The organism is Campylobacter sp. JH32 (assembly GCF_017846535.1).
Taxonomy (GTDB): Bacteria; Campylobacterota; Campylobacteria; order Campylobacterales; family Campylobacteraceae; genus Campylobacter_D; species Campylobacter_D coli.
Window position 1 is genome coordinate 1 of sequence record NZ_JAEQBS010000005.1, and the last position, 14,850, is coordinate 14,850.

Below are 14,850 nucleotides of genomic sequence, written 5' to 3' on the forward strand. Positions count from 1 at the left end.
TATTGGTTCAATCTATCAATGATATGGCAGAATCTATTAAAGAGCAAACTGCAGGTATTACTCAAATCAATGAGAGTGTAGCTCAAATTGATCAAACCACTAAGGATAATGTAGAGATTGCTAATGAGTCTGCTATTATTTCTAGTACAGTAAGTGATATAGCTAATAATATACTTGAGGATGTTAGAAAGAAAAGGTTTTGATTAGAGACTGATATATAAAATTTAGATTGATATGCAAGTATCAATCTAAAGATTTTAATTTGTTGATACTTTTATTTATTACTCATTGATATCTTTAATTCGTTATTCACCAATACCTAGATAGGTTGGGTTGGAGTTCTTTGTTTGATGATTTATTCTATATTTTTTGATATTGTTGCTTTTGTGGATTAGTTGCGTATCTATTGAATTTATTTCTCACTTCACTTAAAATAAATCACCTTCTTGATTAAATTCCTTACTTAACTTCATGTTTTGCCTACTCGAAAAAATGACTCACTTTATAGATTATAAAAATTAATATACGCTATATAACTTTGTTCGCTTATAAATTTATACATATTTATACCCAAAATTGAAAGCTAGTATGGAAAGAACTATTAAAGATAAAAAGATTTTTATAAAGAAAAATATAGTAAATTTCTTAAAAATAAAAATATGATTTTAGTTTTTATTATGATGATTTAAAAAATCCAAGCTAAGCAATCACAAAACAAAAATCATCTCAATGCATAGAAAATCAAATTAAGCTTATTGGGCTAAAATTTGATTTTTATCTCGACATAAATTTTGCCAATTAGAAGTAGTTTTAAGCTCCAAACACTGCTTTAGACTTTCTTTTTGCGCCTGAGTATTTTGCATTCTTTCATAAGTCATACTTTGTATATATAAAGCTCTAGCCCTATCTTCATCTGAAAGCTTTAATTTTAACAAATCTATTAATACTGCTAAAGCTTCTTGATTTTGATTGGTTTTCGCTAAAGTATCAAGATAAATAAATTCTAAATTGGGGCTAAAAAGATTAATTCCTTTTAAATTTTGATAGTCGATAGCCTTGGGCGCATAAGTTAAAATCGTTGTTTGCATATTATGATCGTTTGCGTAAATTAATAAATTATCATAAGCTTCAACCATAGTAAAATTCATAGGAAAGCTCTCTAAAATTTGTAAAATTTTAATAGCCATATTATAATCATCCATTTTCAAATAAGACAAAAATTGCAAATAATAAGCTTTAAAATTCTCCTCATCACTCTTTAAAATTCTAGAATTTGCTATTTCTCGAGCTATATTTAAAGCTAATGGATATTGCTTATTATCATAAAGTATAGATGCTTTTTGCAAACCATAAAAAATAGAATCTTCATTATGATTTTTATCGATATAATCAATTGCTTGTTGCATATTTGAAGTTCTCATAAGACAAGCTAGCATTTGTTTTTTATTTTCTATCTTTTGTCCAATTTCGTAAGCATTAAATTGTGTAAATATATTAACAGCATTGATACAATTATCGGCTTTTAAATCATTGTTTAGAAGCTGAATAGCTGCTTGCTCTAATAATTTTGCAGAATTTGTTAATTTCTTATTTTCTATCTGATCTTTATAAGCTAAAACCGCGCTTAAATTGCCCTCTTTATAATAAAGAGCAACATCCTCATCTAGGGCCTTATTTGCTATATTTTCATCTTTTTGTGCATATTCTTTCATCAAATTTGCATAACGCTGATGCAAAAATGTAGCATTATTATCCGCTAAGGCAAAGAAAACCTCATCATTTGCTTTTCTAATTTCATCTAAATATTTTCCATCTAAATAATTATCCATATATAAATCAAGATATTTTTTAGCATCACTTGATCTTGAAGTCATAGCTAGGGTTAAAGCTAGATCCTTTAAAACCTGCTCATATCTATCATCAATTTTAGGCATTTTTACAAAAACATCTTCATAAATACTTGCACTTATGTCATATTGTTTATGCTGATTAAAAAGCTTAGCAAGCTCTAAAGATCTAAACATATCCTTTGGAAAATATTCGGGATTGGCTTTTAAAATTGTATTGACATATTGCACAGCTTTATCGATTTGATTATTGGCAAGATAATCTTTGATTAAGCTCATTGCCGCCCTTGCTGCCAAATCTAAATTTTTGGTGTTAAAATAAATATCCTCATAAATATCTATAGCTCTTTCTTTCTCGTTTAAAGGATAGATGTAATCAGCATAATCAAGTCTTGCTAGCTGAGTAAAATAACTATTGGGTTGCTCATTATTTAAAATCGACATAGTATATTCTATATCAGCGCGTTGCGATAAAGCAATATAGGTTCTTAGCATAATATGCAAGACTTCTGGAAAATTCTTATCGCTTGTAAAAGTACGATTCCAATTTTTAGCCTCATCAATCATTTTTTCCAAAACTTGCTGATCGCGCATACTTGGATCTTGAGTGTAAATTTGGCTTTGTGCTCTAAGCTTATAAAGTATAAACTCATTCATAAAAATACTACCACGATAGCGATTGATAGCATTTTGAGCATCTATAACCACTTGAGTATAATTAGCCTTATCGTACTCATTTTTTATACGCAAATAGGTATTAATATCAGCACTTTGAGGGATGATGACAGGATCTGAATTTAAATCCAAAGCTCCGACATAAGGTAAACTTTCATATGGAAAATTGATATTAAAATCAAGTCCATCATAATCTTTTACATGCTCTAATTCTGGAGTAAAAATGAAAGTAAAACTCTTGCTTTTATGCATACTAGAAGAATTTAACTCCTTATCTGCATAAATATTTTGCGATAAATCAAACATTCTTGCACTCATTTTAGGCAGGATAATCATCTTAATCTTTTGAGGTTCTTTAATAAATTTTAGATCAAAAGCAGTGAAACTTTGATCGCTTAATTTATTATCTACTACACCCATAATCTCGCATTCAAAATGTATTTTATCTTCAATAACAATCTTTTGACAAGTAAAATCTAAGTCATTACTAGCATGTAAGACCGCAAAAGCTTGATTGTTCTCACGGCCTGTATTTAGGGCTAATTCAAAAGAAAAAAGAGTACAAATACTCAGCAATACCAAAAATATAATTTTCATACAATAATTATATTATATTTTGAGTAACAAAAATAAAGCAAATACACTAATCAAAGTACAAAGAGCTAAAATAAAACTCTGAATAAAATTTAAATGCTCCGAAACTTTAGCTTGAGTTTTTACAAATAAAGCATGGATGACTAGCTTTAAATACGCATAAAGCATAATAAGCGATGCTAAAGCCATAAAAAGAGCTAAATACCAATAATCAGCGACAATTAAAGTTTTTAACACCATCACCTTACCCCAAAAAGCTCCAAATGGCGGAATTCCAGCTAATGAAAGTATACAAAAGCTAAGCGATAGTGCAATCAAAGGCTTTTTAAACAACAAAGCATTAAATTCTTCAAACGAACTTCCCTTAAAGGTACTAAGAATCAAAAACACACCATAATTAGCAAAACCAAAAAGCACCCAATAAACAAATATAGAATTTAAAACATCATCGGCCGCATTTAACAAAGGTATACATGCTGCTAAAACAAAACTAGAATGCACTATAGAACTATAAGCAAACATCTTTTTGACATCTTTTTGACTCAATGCGGCTAAAGCTGCAACAAGCATTGAAAATACAGCCAATACATTTAAAATATTTTCAAATCCTAAATGATTTAAAAAGCTAAAAAGTCTGATAACTACAACAAACATTGCTATTTTAGGAACAACAGAGATAAAAGCGACCAAATTTACATGTGCTGAAGAATACACATCTTTTAACCAAAAATGGAAAGGAGCTAAAGAAAGTTTGATAGCACATAAAACAAAAATCATAACTCCTGCGCCTAAAAGCATAGGATCTTTATCAAGAGCCAATTTTAAACCCAAATCCAAAGTGCCTGTTCTAATATAAATCAAAGCCGACGCCATAACAAAAAAGCCCGAGCCTACTGCCGCAACGCTAAAATATTTAATAGCACTTGAAATAGCATTATTACTTCCGCGCATAGCAATAAGTGTATAAAGAGCCAAGGAAGAGCTTTCAAGTCCTATGAAAATCAAGATCAAATTTGAGCTTGAAACCATAAGTAAAAGCCCCGCTACCATAAATAAAAACAAACTATAAAATTCGCCTTGATTTTCTTCTTTTTGCATCAAAAGATATAAAAACGAAAAACATAAAATAACCAAAGAAGCATACAAAGAAACAATATCATTATTTAAAGTTCCTAAAAATCCTTTTGCTTCTAAGCCTTGCGCAGCGATATTATTTAAAATTAAAAAAACACTCACAATCAAAGATAAAGAGCTAGTAGCCATATAAAAAGTTCGATGAAATTTCCAAAAACCCGAACAAAGCAAAAGCACGATAGCCACAGCAATCAAAAATGCAAAAGGATAGGATAAAGGGATATTTAAGCTGCTTAAATCGATATTACCTAACATTATTTTCCCCTTCTAAATGATTTAAAAATCGAATGGTTTGATCATCAATAGCTCTTTCTTTCATTTTTTCAACGATAAAATCCGCATCTTTATTTAAAGGATCTAAAAAAATCTTTGGTGCTATACCCAAATAAAAAATTAAAACTACTATAGGTATCAAAGAAAGAATTTCTCTTGCGTGCAAGGAGCAAGTTTCAAGCTGACTTTCTTTTTGCATAAAAAACATTTTTCTAAATACATGAAGCATATAAATAGCACCTAAAATAATCACAAGTCCTGCCAAAAGAGCATAAAGTAAATTAAGTTTTGCAACACCTAAAAGAATTAAAAATTCTCCAACAAAAGATATTGTCAGTGGTAAAGATATACTTGCAAGTAAAATCAAAGTAAAGAAAATAGTAAATAAAGGCGCTTTATTGGCTAAAGAATGATAATAAGAAATTTCAAGTGTACCGTATTTTTTATATAAAAGTTCAGCCATTAAAAACAAGGCTCCTGTAACAATACCATGTGCAAACATATAAAATACTGCTCCACTAAGTCCCAAAGCATTAAAAGAAAAAATACCTAAAATCATAACCCCAAGGTGAGAAATCGAACTATAAGCGATCAATTCTTTTAAATTTGAAGCACGGTAAGCAATTAGAGCATTATAAAGTATACTTACTATACACAAAGCTACCACTAAAGGCATAAAATACACACTTGCATCAGGAAAAAGTGGCAAGCAAAAGCGTAAAAATCCAAAAGGAGCCATTTTAAATGCTACAAGCATCATAGAAACTAAAATAGGCGAATTTGCATAAACCTTTGGTGCCCAAGTATGAAAAGGGAAAAGCGGTGCTTTAATAGCAAAGGCGATAAAAAATGCTCCAAAAAGTAAAATTTGTTCATTAAAACTCATAGCCGAAGCATTATTTTTCCAAATTTCTATATCAAAAGTGAAAATATTTAAAAGTTTGTAGGTCGCATAGGCTTGATAAATTAAAGCTAAAAGCATTAAAATCGAACCCGCAAAGGCATAAATAAAAAATTTAATCCCTGCTCTATAATCTTTACCATATACTCCCATAATATAAAGCAAAGGCAAAAGTGAAAATTCCCAAAATACATAAAAGAGTAAGCCATCAAGCGAAGAAAATAATCCCATAATCGCAAATTCTAAAAAGAATATGCAAGATACCATTGCTTTTTGCTCAATCTTTAAAAATAAAAAACTTAAAAATATCATCAAGGAGCTTAAAAGCATTAAAATCAAAGCTATGCTATCAGCGCCTATATGATAACTCATGAAATTGACTACCTTGAAAGGAAGTTGATATTCAAGGTTTATTCCATTTAAATAATCTTGCCAAATCTTGATATTTAAACCAAGCACCATTAAACTCGCTATGACGCTAAAAACTTTTATACCCCCACGATTCAAAACAAGAGTTACAAAAGCGGCAATTAAAGGAAAAAAGATTAGATAATTTAACATTTTACACCACCCATACCAAAATAAGCAAAATCACAAATCCTGCCACCAAAAATCTAAGCATTAAATTAAGACTATTACTCATAATTATTTTTTGCGAAATCAGATTACAATAATAAGCAATTTTGTCCACTATAGCATCAAAAATATAAGTGTCACAATGTTTTAAAACTGCACACAAGCTTTCGTATTTTGAAACTATAAATTCATGATAAAACTTAGGGATAAAATAATCATTGCTCAAAAGTTTATGGATTTTATTTTGCTCTATGCTATCTTTAAACCAAGAAGCCTTATAGGCTATAATGGCTAAAACTACACCCAAAACAGCCGCTACGCTCGCACAAATCATTACAAGTTTATTTTGAGCATCGATAAAAATGAGTTGAGTGCTAAGATATTCGAAAAAACTATGCTCAAACAAGCCTGCGATAATAGCTAAAACCACCAAAGGACTCATAGCCAAAAGGGCTATTTTACTTGCTTCATGTGGATGTTTATCGTGTCTAGAAGGAGTAAAAAATACCAACATTAAAAGTCTAAAACTATAAAAAGCGGTTAAAAAGGCTGAAATTAAAAGAATTAAGAAAATTCCATGATAATGAGCGATAAAAGAATAACCCAAAATCAAATCTTTTGAGAAAAAGCCTGCTAAAGGATAAATTCCTGCCAAAGCCAAAGAACCTATAGTCATAAAAATAGCAGTGATTTTTAAAGATTTAAAAAGCCCACCCATTTTTTTAATATCTAATTGATCATCCATTGCATGCATAACATTTCCAGCGCCTAAGAAAAGTAAAGATTTAAAAAAAGCATGGGTTACTAAGTGAAATAAAGCTATACCATAAGCTCCAAGTCCTGCAGCCACAAACATATATCCAAGCTGCGATAAAGTAGAATAAGCGATAATGCGTTTTAAATCCCTAGCCACCAAAGCCATGGAAGCTGCAAAAATAGCCACAAATGCTCCTAATAAAGCGATAAAATAAGAAACCTCAGGCACTAAAGAGTAAATTTCTCCTGCACGAATAACCAAATAAACCCCCGCAGTTACCATGGTAGCAGCATGGATTAAGGCTGAAACAGGCGTAGGTCCTGCCATTGCATCTGCAAGCCATGTATGAAGAGGAAATTGCGCGGATTTTCCCATAGCTCCGATAAATAAACAACTTGCAATCAAAACCAAAGCATTATGATCTAAATTTTGTGCTATGGCAAATACTTCATTGTATTTTAAAGTGCCTGCTTGGATATAAAGCCAAAAAATTCCCAAAAGCATACCCAAATCCGCAATACGATTCATAATAAAAGCTTCATTAGCTGCAAAAGAATAGGTATTGTTTTTATACCAAAAACCGATCAAAAGCCAAGAGCAAAGCCCTACCCCTTCCCAGCCTACAAAAAGTCCTAAAAAATTATCACTCATCACTAAAAAAAGCATTGAAAATACAAAAAGCCCTAAATAAGCAAAAAATTTATTAAAATCTTTATCATGAGCCATATAAAAAATACTATAAAAATGCACACAAGTTGCTACAACACCCACAACACTCATCATAGTAAGAGAAATAGCATCTATGTTAAATCCAAAGCTTAAACCTATAAACCACTCAAATAAACTTACATTAAAAGCTTGATTGTTAAAAAGTAGATACAAAGAACAAAATGCACTTATACCAATCAATAAAGAACATACATAAGCGACAAAAATTTTTCTTTCACTTAAAGCAAAACAACTTGCAAATAAAAAAGCTACAAAAGGGCTAAAAAGAGAAATCAAAGCTAAATTTTGCATTATCAAACCTCCTCTTTTAGGCTCTTTAATTCTAAAGTGCCTTTTCTTCTATACCAAAGTACGCAAAATGCTACACCCACAGCCACTTCGCAAGCAGCCACACCCATCACAAAAAGAGCAAAAACTTGTCCATTTAAATCCTGATGCATCTTAGAAGCTGCAACAAGAGCTAAATTTGCTGCATTGAGTAAAATTTCACTTGAAATAAAAAGCATAATGAGATTTTGTCTTTTTAAAATACCGATTAATCCTACAATAAACATTGCAATAGCTATAAAAAAATACTTTTCTACCATTATCTTTCCTTTGTAAGCTCTTTATGTGTAAGCACGATCGCACAAATTAAAGCGATTAAAAGCAAAATAGCTATAAATTCAAAAGCTAAAAGATATTTTGAAAAAATAGCAAAAGCAAGTTGCTTATTATAATCGAATAAATTTGGATCACTTAAAGCTAAATCACCCGCGATATTTTGGTGCTTAAAGCCTAAAAGCATAAACAAAAGCAAAACAGCACTTAAAATCACTAAAAGAAAAAAACTCTTCTTAGCTCTTAATTTTTCTTTAAATTCTTTGGAGCTATCAAAAAACATCATAGCAAAGCTATAAAGCCCAAGCACAGCCCCGCTATAAACTATGATTTGTATCACTCCTAAAAACTCTGCATCAAGTAAAAAATAAAAACCCGATAAAAAAACCATTCCACCGGCTAAAGCAGAAAGAGAATAAAGCATATTTGTACTCAAAACCGCTACTAAGAAAAAACCTAAAACCACTACACTAAAAAATGTAAAAGCTAAAATTTCTATCATTTAACTTCTCCTTGTGGAGCTAAATTTGGCAATGTGCATTCTTCATCAGTGCATAAATTTTTTTCTCTTTCTTGTAAAACTTCATAATAATTTGGAGTTTTTTTCACAAGTAAATCCGCATCCTTTCTAAGGCTACCCGCACCCTCAAATTCAACTTGATTTTTAAGCTTATCAATAGGAGTTAAAAAATCTTGTTTATAGCCAAAATAAGATCTTTGTTCGGCTGCATTTTCATACTCTGTGCCATGAACTATAGCAAGTTCAGGACAAACTTCAGCACAAAAACCACAATAAATACAACGCCCCAAATTAATACTATAATTTCCCACCTTTTTACGAGCATTTTCATCTAAAGAAGTTTCCATCCTGATACAATTACTGATGCAAATCTTCTCACAAAGCCCACATCCTATGCATCTTTCATTTTCACTTTCTATAAAACGCATAAGACGGTGTACAGCGCGGTAGCGATTGTCAAGCTTTACCTTTTCAAAGGGATATTTTATGGTTGCGCTATTGTTTCTTTTTAGCATTTCACGCATAACCACCCACAATCCCACAAAAAGCTCTAATTTCACACTTCTTTTTAAAGCTTGTGAAATCTTCTGCCAAGTGCTAGTAGGAGTCTTTCTTTTTTCATCAATTAAATAATAATTTTTCATCACAAACTCCTATATAAGTACTGCAAAGGCAGTGATTAAAAGATTTAAAACCGCCAAAGGAATTAAAATTAAATAACACATTCTCATCACTTGATCAGGACGAAGTTGTGGAAAAGCTGCTCTAGCCCAAAAATACCAAAAGAAGATAAAACTTGATTTTACTATCATCATAATCCAGCCAGGTATAAAATAAAAGTCATTAAAACCGCCTAAAAATAAAAGCGTAATCAAAATCGCTCCTGCTATCATAGAAGCATATTCTCCTATGAAAAACATACCCCATCTCAAACCCGAATACTCCGTACCATAACCCGCAACGATGTCGGCTTCATTTTCAGTTAAACAAAGTGGAGTTCTATTGGTTTCGATAAATAAAGCAATCACAAAAAGTGCAAAAGCTAAAGGCTGTTTAAAAATAAGCCATGAAAAAAATCCATCGCTTTGATAATTGTTAATATCTATCAAAGAAAAAGATCCTACAAGCATCACAATAGCTATTAAAGCAAGGGCTCCTACACTCTCATAAGAAATGATAGCTACAAGCCCTCTTGCAGCACCTATGATTGACCATTTATTGTTACTTGCAAGGCCACCTAAAAATATAGCATAAAAACAAAGCCCCGAAGTTCCTATAACAAAAAGCAAAGCCACATTAATATCAGCAATCAAAGGCTGTATAGTGCGTCCAAATAATGTAAATTCAGGAAGCATAGGAATAGCCGCTAAAGAAACAAAAGCACAAATAGCTGCAATCAAAGGCGCTATAGCAAAAATCAATTTTTGTGAATTTGAAGGTATGATATCTTCTTTAGTAAAAAGTTTTATCATATCTGCTACAAGCTGAATAAGTCCAAAAGGTCCTACCATATCAGGCCCAATGCGTCTTTGAAAATAAGCCAAAACCTTTCTTTCTGCATAAGTTGCAAGTCCTGCTAAGGTAGCAAAAATTGCAATCACTATAATACACTTAATTAAAGCCTCTAAAGCAAAAAAAGCAAAATCACTCATGACTCGCTCCTAATTTTTCTAAATTTGCCACAATAAATCTTTCATCAAAAAAACTTAGCGTGTCGATTTTTTCGTCAAAATAAGGTAAAAAAGCCCCATTTTTTATGTCTTTATCTATACGCACGCTAAGACTTAATTCCTTATCTTTAATCTTAAGTTTTACAAGATCTTTATCTTGCAAGTTTTTTTCTTTTGCCAAATTCTGACTCACTCCTAAAAAAATCGCTTCATTGGTTGCACTTGCACGATTTGAAAATCTACCAAATTGATAACTAGGATTTGCACTGTAAAGCAAAATTTCATCTTCTTGTAATGTTAAATTTTGCAAATGGGGAGCTATAAATTCATTTTTAGCACTTTTTTTATGGCATTCTAAATTTAAATCATATCCTCTTTTGCATTCTCCACCATTGGTATAAAAATTATCAAGACTATCAAATTCCAAAGGAGAAAAACCTTTATTTATAGGGAGTCTCTTAGTATAATTTATAGTATATTCCTCATCAAAACCTAAAGCATTAGCCAAATCATTTAAAAAATATCCATCAAATTCTAAAGCTGCATTGGTTGGAACTACTTTTTTATCGTAATTTAAAAAAGTACCCTCTTGCTGATTTAAACTCGCACTAGCTAAATTTGCATGCTCTTCATAAGAAAAACTAAAATCACCTTTTTCATTGTAGCCTAAAGTCTTGCCTTCTTGCGTGTTTTTATCCAAATCACAAATCATAGCCACACCTAAGGTATTTGTATGTGTAGGATTTAAAAAGACTTTAAAAGGAGTTGTATTTTGGATCAAAGCTAATAATTTAGCCAATTTTTTAGCATTTTTATGAAAATAAAAATCACTTCCTATAATCAAAGTAAAATTAGCCTTTTTAAGCAATAAATCTTCTAATTTATCCTCATCTATACCCAAATTTTTAGCAAAAACCGAGCGTTTTACTTCTATAGTTTTTTTCACTTTTTTAGGCACGACTTTTTTCACTTCTTTAGAAATTTCATTACCCTCTTCATCTTTTTCTACAACTTGCTCTATAACTTCTTCATTAATACTTTCTTCTATTTCTTTATTTTCATTTACAAAAAATTCAGCTAAATTTGCTTTTATATTTTCATCTTGAGTGAATTTTTGAAGTAAGAAATATAAAATTTGCTCCTCATCTCCGCTTTTGTGAGTATGTGAAATGAAATTTTTAGAATACTTTGCAATGCCTGCATCTTCTATAGGATGAAAATAAAGTCCCGAGCCTTTATTCATCACTAAGGCATTGTTGATTTTATAGCTAAGCGTAGGCGCATCGTATCTTAAAAGCATTCCTGCAACGACTAAAAAATCACTTTTTGTGATATCTTGGGTTGTAGCATTATAAAACTCACCGCCATTACTTATAAATTCTTCCAAAAAGTCTTTAAATTTTAAAGCTTCGTTATTGATAAGATTTAAGCCGAATTTCTTTTTGAAATTTTGCAAAATCAAAGCTTCTTCGTTTGTGATAAAGCTATTGAATTTAATATTTCTAATCTCATTTTTTTCAAAAAGTTCTACAAGCTCTTTAAAAGCTTTTTCATCCTTACTTGCCTCATTTTGCGTATCAAAAGCAAATCTTGCAGCCTTATTTAAACTCGCAAAAGCAAAATCATTACTTACGCGATAAATTTTAGCTTTTTGATTGCTAATACCGCTTTGTTTGACATCATAATACATAAGCTCACAATCACTTGAATGCGGATTTGAAGCAGGAATTCTTTTTAACTCCCAAATATTAGAAGTATATTGGAATTTAGAACCTATCAAAGCCCCTGTTGGACATACACTAGTGCACTCTCCACAAAAAGAACAATCAAGCATATCTCCATTTGCAGGGCCTATCAAACTCTTTTGAAATTTCGTCCAAATCGCATAAGCGTCTTTACCCATACTTTCTTTAAAGCTATTATCTACACTATCACCTCCGCGAGGCACTGTTTTTAAAGCACTTTCGCCGATTTTATCCTTACAAACTGTGATACAACGCTCACACACTATACAAAGTGCAGGATCGTAATTAATCATTCCCCAATGTTTATGCGGTTTATGTGTGTCTTTAATCCAATGTCTTTGGATATTTACACGGCTTTTATGAGTGAAATTTTGCAATTCACACTCGCCTGATTTATCGCAAACTCCGCATTCTAAAGGATGGTTGATACAATAAGCTTGCATGATCTCATTTCTTTCATCCCAAAGATTTTGTAAATCACTTTCTACAACCATACCCTCTTTTGCTTTAGTATTGCAAGAATACACTTTTTTACCATCAGCCTCTACCATACACATACGACAAGCCAAAGTCGGGCTACAGCCTGAAAGATAGCAAATTGCTGGGATAAAAATATCATTTCTTCTTGCTATATTTAAAATATATTCGCCTTCTTCAAAGGCGCAATCTATGCCATTTATTTTAATTGTCATTTTGCTTCCTTTATGCGAATTGGAGTAAAATCAAAACCTTGTTGATCATAATTTAAAAAGGCTATAGTGCCTTGCAAATTTTCATCCAAACAAAGTGTGGTTTTAAGACTAAAATCCTTAGCCAAAACTTCGACTTCACTTTTATCTTTGCATTTTGCAATTTGTAAAAACTGCTTAGAACAATGCAAATTATCATCCTTTAAATTTGCTCTAAAAAGCACCAAACCATCATAGCTATCGAGCTCTTTTAAAGTACTCAATTTTGCATTTTTAAAATCACATTCTTTTTCATTACTGTCTAAAATTTTAAGTTTGTATTTTTGGCTTAGAAAATTTAGAAAATATTTAATATTTTCACTATCTTTGTAAGAATTAATATTTTCATCTACAATTAAGTATTTTGCATTTTCTAAAAAATCTAAAATTTCACTCGCCTCTTCTTCACCAAGACAAGATTCTGCACTCAAATATCCCTCATCTAAGTCTTGAAAATTATCCATTTCGCTCATCTTACAAAGCAAAGCTAAAACATAACTCAAACTTGCAATTTCACATTTATAAAATTTCGCATTTAAATTCTTATCTTCAAGGCAAGAAATATAAATATTTTCACCTTGAATTTTTTCACATAAAATTTTATTTTTAAGACTTAGCATATCCACAAAACAAAGCGCTCTTTCATAACTCATACGCTTTCCTTTTTAATCACTATAGTCCAATCCACTTGATTAAATTTCAAGGAATTTAAAAGCTCACAGCCTTGTTCTTTTACAAAAGAAAAACTTTTTTCAACAGGAGAAAAATCGCCGATTTCAAAAAGCACCACTAAAACCTCACCTTGTTTTGCTTCTTTTATGATTTGTGCTAAATCTTCAAAAAGCTCTTTGCTTTTTCTTAAATCTACTCTTCTCATCGATCTATCTCACCTAAAACTATATTTACATTTCCCATAATGGCCACAACATCAGCCAAATAAGTCCCCACAAGCATTTCTTCAAAAAATGCACAATGCCAATAACTAGGCGTTCTAGCCTTTAAACGATAAGGTCTTCCTGTACCATCACTATGGATAAAAAAGCCAAGCTCACCTTTTGGACTTTCAGTAGGCACATAAACTTCGCCTTTAGGAGGTTTTAAACCTTGGGTGATTAAAACAAAATGCTGCATTAAAGAATAATTCTGTGTTAAAATTTGTTCCTTTGAAGCACTTACATACTCAGGATGGTTGGCTAAAATTTCAGGTGGAGTATCTTTGTAAAGCGCGGCACATTGTCTAAGTATTTTAAGACTTTCGCGAAATTCTTGCATATAAACTTTATATCTAGCATAAGAATCTCCTTGCGTTGCATAAGGCACGCCAAAGTCTATTTCATTATAAAGCAAATAAGGCTCTTCCTTGCGTATATCATATCTTACGCCACTTCCTCTTAACATCACCCCTGTACAGCCCCAATTCATTGCTTGTTCTTTGCTTACAACACCTACATTTTCAGTTCTTAGGCGCCAAATTCTATTATCATCTAATAAAGCTTCATAATCAGCGATATCTTTAGGAAATTTATCGCAAAATGCCAAAAGCTCATTTAAAAAACCTTCAGGCAAATCAAGCATAACTCCACCTATTCTCATAGAAGAATGTGTAAGTCTTGCTCCACAATATTTTTCTATCAAATCCAAAACATACTCGCGTTCTCTAAAGCAATACAAAAATACACTCATCGCCCCAATATCAAGTGCGTGAGTTGCAAGCCAAAGCAAATGTGATGCGATGCGATTAAGCTCTAAAAGTATCATTCTTATCACTGCTGCACGGCGTGGAATTTCTAAGCCGCAAAGCTTTTCAACAGCTGCACAATAAGCATAATTATTAGCCGACGCAGCGATATAATCCATCCTATCAGTTGTCGGGATAAACTCTTGATATATCATATTTTCAGCCATTTTTTCCATACCACGATGCATATAGCCTATGGTAGGGCGCGCTTTTACAACCTGCTCTCCATCAAGTTCTAAAATAAGGCGTAAATTTCCATGTGCTGAAGGGTGCTGTGGCCCTAAATTAATAATCATTTTTGAGTCTTCTTGCTCAAAAGCTATATTTTCATAATAAGGTTTTAACTTGCTAGGAATTTGCATT

The 14,850-nt window shown here is 31.6% G+C and carries 12 protein-coding genes and 1 pseudogene; 1 reads left to right on the forward strand and 12 read right to left on the reverse strand.

The genetic code is table 11. The features are described from left to right. Positions 1–203 (forward strand): annotated as a pseudogene (locus tag KAR67_RS04545) (methyl-accepting chemotaxis protein); the annotation flags it as partial. 549 nt (positions 204–752) lie between these two features. On the opposite strand, the gene KAR67_RS04550 reads toward KAR67_RS04545, so the two are convergent. From KAR67_RS04550 to nuoD, 12 genes are read right to left on the reverse strand one after another with little or no spacing between them, the layout of a single operon-like run. Then, positions 753–3,119 carry a flagellar protein gene (locus KAR67_RS04550; RefSeq protein ID WP_170876402.1) on the reverse strand — a complete coding sequence of 789 codons (2,367 nt, stop codon included), beginning with the start codon at positions 3,117–3,119 and terminating at the stop codon, positions 753–755. 12 nt (positions 3,120–3,131) lie between these two features. Next, positions 3,132–4,505 (reverse strand): NADH-quinone oxidoreductase subunit N, encoded by a 1,374-nt coding sequence (locus tag KAR67_RS04555; protein ID WP_002792083.1) that lies wholly within the window; start codon positions 4,503–4,505, stop codon positions 3,132–3,134. Then, positions 4,495–5,985, reverse strand: coding sequence for an NADH-quinone oxidoreductase subunit M (locus tag KAR67_RS04560; protein WP_002781489.1), 1,491 nt, complete (start codon positions 5,983–5,985; stop codon positions 4,495–4,497). Before KAR67_RS04560 ends, KAR67_RS04555 begins: the two co-directional genes overlap by 11 nt. 1 nt (position 5,986) lies before the next feature. Further along, the gene (nuoL, locus tag KAR67_RS04565) at positions 5,987–7,777 is read right to left on the reverse strand and encodes an NADH-quinone oxidoreductase subunit L (RefSeq protein ID WP_002777903.1); all 1,791 of its coding nucleotides are present in this window, start codon (positions 7,775–7,777) and stop codon (positions 5,987–5,989) included. A gap of 2 nt (positions 7,778–7,779) precedes the next feature. Continuing rightward, positions 7,780–8,073 carry an NADH-quinone oxidoreductase subunit NuoK gene (gene nuoK / locus KAR67_RS04570; protein WP_002777902.1) on the reverse strand — a complete coding sequence of 98 codons (294 nt, stop codon included), beginning with the start codon at positions 8,071–8,073 and terminating at the stop codon, positions 7,780–7,782. Beyond that, complete coding sequence (locus tag KAR67_RS04575; protein ID WP_002799155.1) at positions 8,073–8,588, reverse strand: NADH-quinone oxidoreductase subunit J; 516 nt, start codon at positions 8,586–8,588, stop codon at positions 8,073–8,075. The genes nuoK and KAR67_RS04575 overlap by 1 nt, the downstream gene beginning before the upstream one ends. Next, positions 8,585–9,250 carry an NADH-quinone oxidoreductase subunit NuoI gene (gene nuoI, locus KAR67_RS04580; RefSeq protein WP_002777900.1) on the reverse strand — a complete coding sequence of 222 codons (666 nt, stop codon included), beginning with the start codon at positions 9,248–9,250 and terminating at the stop codon, positions 8,585–8,587. The genes KAR67_RS04575 and nuoI overlap by 4 nt, the downstream gene beginning before the upstream one ends. A 9-nt stretch (positions 9,251–9,259) precedes the next feature. After that, positions 9,260–10,258 (reverse strand): NADH-quinone oxidoreductase subunit NuoH, encoded by a 999-nt coding sequence (gene nuoH, locus KAR67_RS04585; RefSeq protein ID WP_002777899.1) that lies wholly within the window; start codon positions 10,256–10,258, stop codon positions 9,260–9,262. Then, positions 10,251–12,713 carry an NADH-quinone oxidoreductase subunit G gene (locus KAR67_RS04590; RefSeq protein WP_070263219.1) on the reverse strand — a complete coding sequence of 821 codons (2,463 nt, stop codon included), beginning with the start codon at positions 12,711–12,713 and terminating at the stop codon, positions 10,251–10,253. Before KAR67_RS04590 ends, nuoH begins: the two co-directional genes overlap by 8 nt. Continuing rightward, complete coding sequence (locus tag KAR67_RS04595) at positions 12,710–13,402, reverse strand: hypothetical protein (protein ID WP_002777897.1); 693 nt, start codon at positions 13,400–13,402, stop codon at positions 12,710–12,712. Before KAR67_RS04595 ends, KAR67_RS04590 begins: the two co-directional genes overlap by 4 nt. After that, positions 13,399–13,626 carry an NADH-ubiquinone oxidoreductase subunit E family protein gene (locus tag KAR67_RS04600; protein ID WP_002777895.1) on the reverse strand — a complete coding sequence of 76 codons (228 nt, stop codon included), beginning with the start codon at positions 13,624–13,626 and terminating at the stop codon, positions 13,399–13,401. The genes KAR67_RS04595 and KAR67_RS04600 overlap by 4 nt, the downstream gene beginning before the upstream one ends. After that, positions 13,623–14,849 carry an NADH dehydrogenase (quinone) subunit D gene (gene nuoD / locus KAR67_RS04605; protein ID WP_002783417.1) on the reverse strand — a complete coding sequence of 409 codons (1,227 nt, stop codon included), beginning with the start codon at positions 14,847–14,849 and terminating at the stop codon, positions 13,623–13,625. Before nuoD ends, KAR67_RS04600 begins: the two co-directional genes overlap by 4 nt. Position 14,850 lies beyond the last annotated feature (1 nt).

Excerpts from the sequence above, each read along its gene's own strand:
- KAR67_RS04550 (WP_170876402.1), bottom strand. The coding sequence starts at position 3,119 with ATGAAAATTATATTTTTGGTATTGCTGAGTATTTGTACTCTTTTTTCT.
- KAR67_RS04555 (WP_002792083.1), bottom strand. The coding sequence starts at position 4,505 with ATGTTAGGTAATATCGATTTAAGCAGCTTAAATATCCCTTTATCCTAT.
- KAR67_RS04560 (WP_002781489.1), bottom strand. The coding sequence starts at position 5,985 with ATGTTAAATTATCTAATCTTTTTTCCTTTAATTGCCGCTTTTGTAACT.
- nuoL (WP_002777903.1), bottom strand. The coding sequence starts at position 7,777 with ATGCAAAATTTAGCTTTGATTTCTCTTTTTAGCCCTTTTGTAGCTTTT.
- nuoK (WP_002777902.1), bottom strand. The coding sequence starts at position 8,073 with ATGGTAGAAAAGTATTTTTTTATAGCTATTGCAATGTTTATTGTAGGA.
- KAR67_RS04575 (WP_002799155.1), bottom strand. The coding sequence starts at position 8,588 with ATGATAGAAATTTTAGCTTTTACATTTTTTAGTGTAGTGGTTTTAGGT.
- nuoI (WP_002777900.1), bottom strand. The coding sequence starts at position 9,250 with ATGAAAAATTATTATTTAATTGATGAAAAAAGAAAGACTCCTACTAGC.
- nuoH (WP_002777899.1), bottom strand. The coding sequence starts at position 10,258 with ATGAGTGATTTTGCTTTTTTTGCTTTAGAGGCTTTAATTAAGTGTATT.
- KAR67_RS04590 (WP_070263219.1), bottom strand. The coding sequence starts at position 12,713 with ATGACAATTAAAATAAATGGCATAGATTGCGCCTTTGAAGAAGGCGAA.
- KAR67_RS04595 (WP_002777897.1), bottom strand. The coding sequence starts at position 13,402 with ATGAGTTATGAAAGAGCGCTTTGTTTTGTGGATATGCTAAGTCTTAAA.
- KAR67_RS04600 (WP_002777895.1), bottom strand. The coding sequence starts at position 13,626 with ATGAGAAGAGTAGATTTAAGAAAAAGCAAAGAGCTTTTTGAAGATTTA.
- nuoD (WP_002783417.1), bottom strand. The coding sequence starts at position 14,849 with ATGCAAATTCCTAGCAAGTTAAAACCTTATTATGAAAATATAGCTTTT.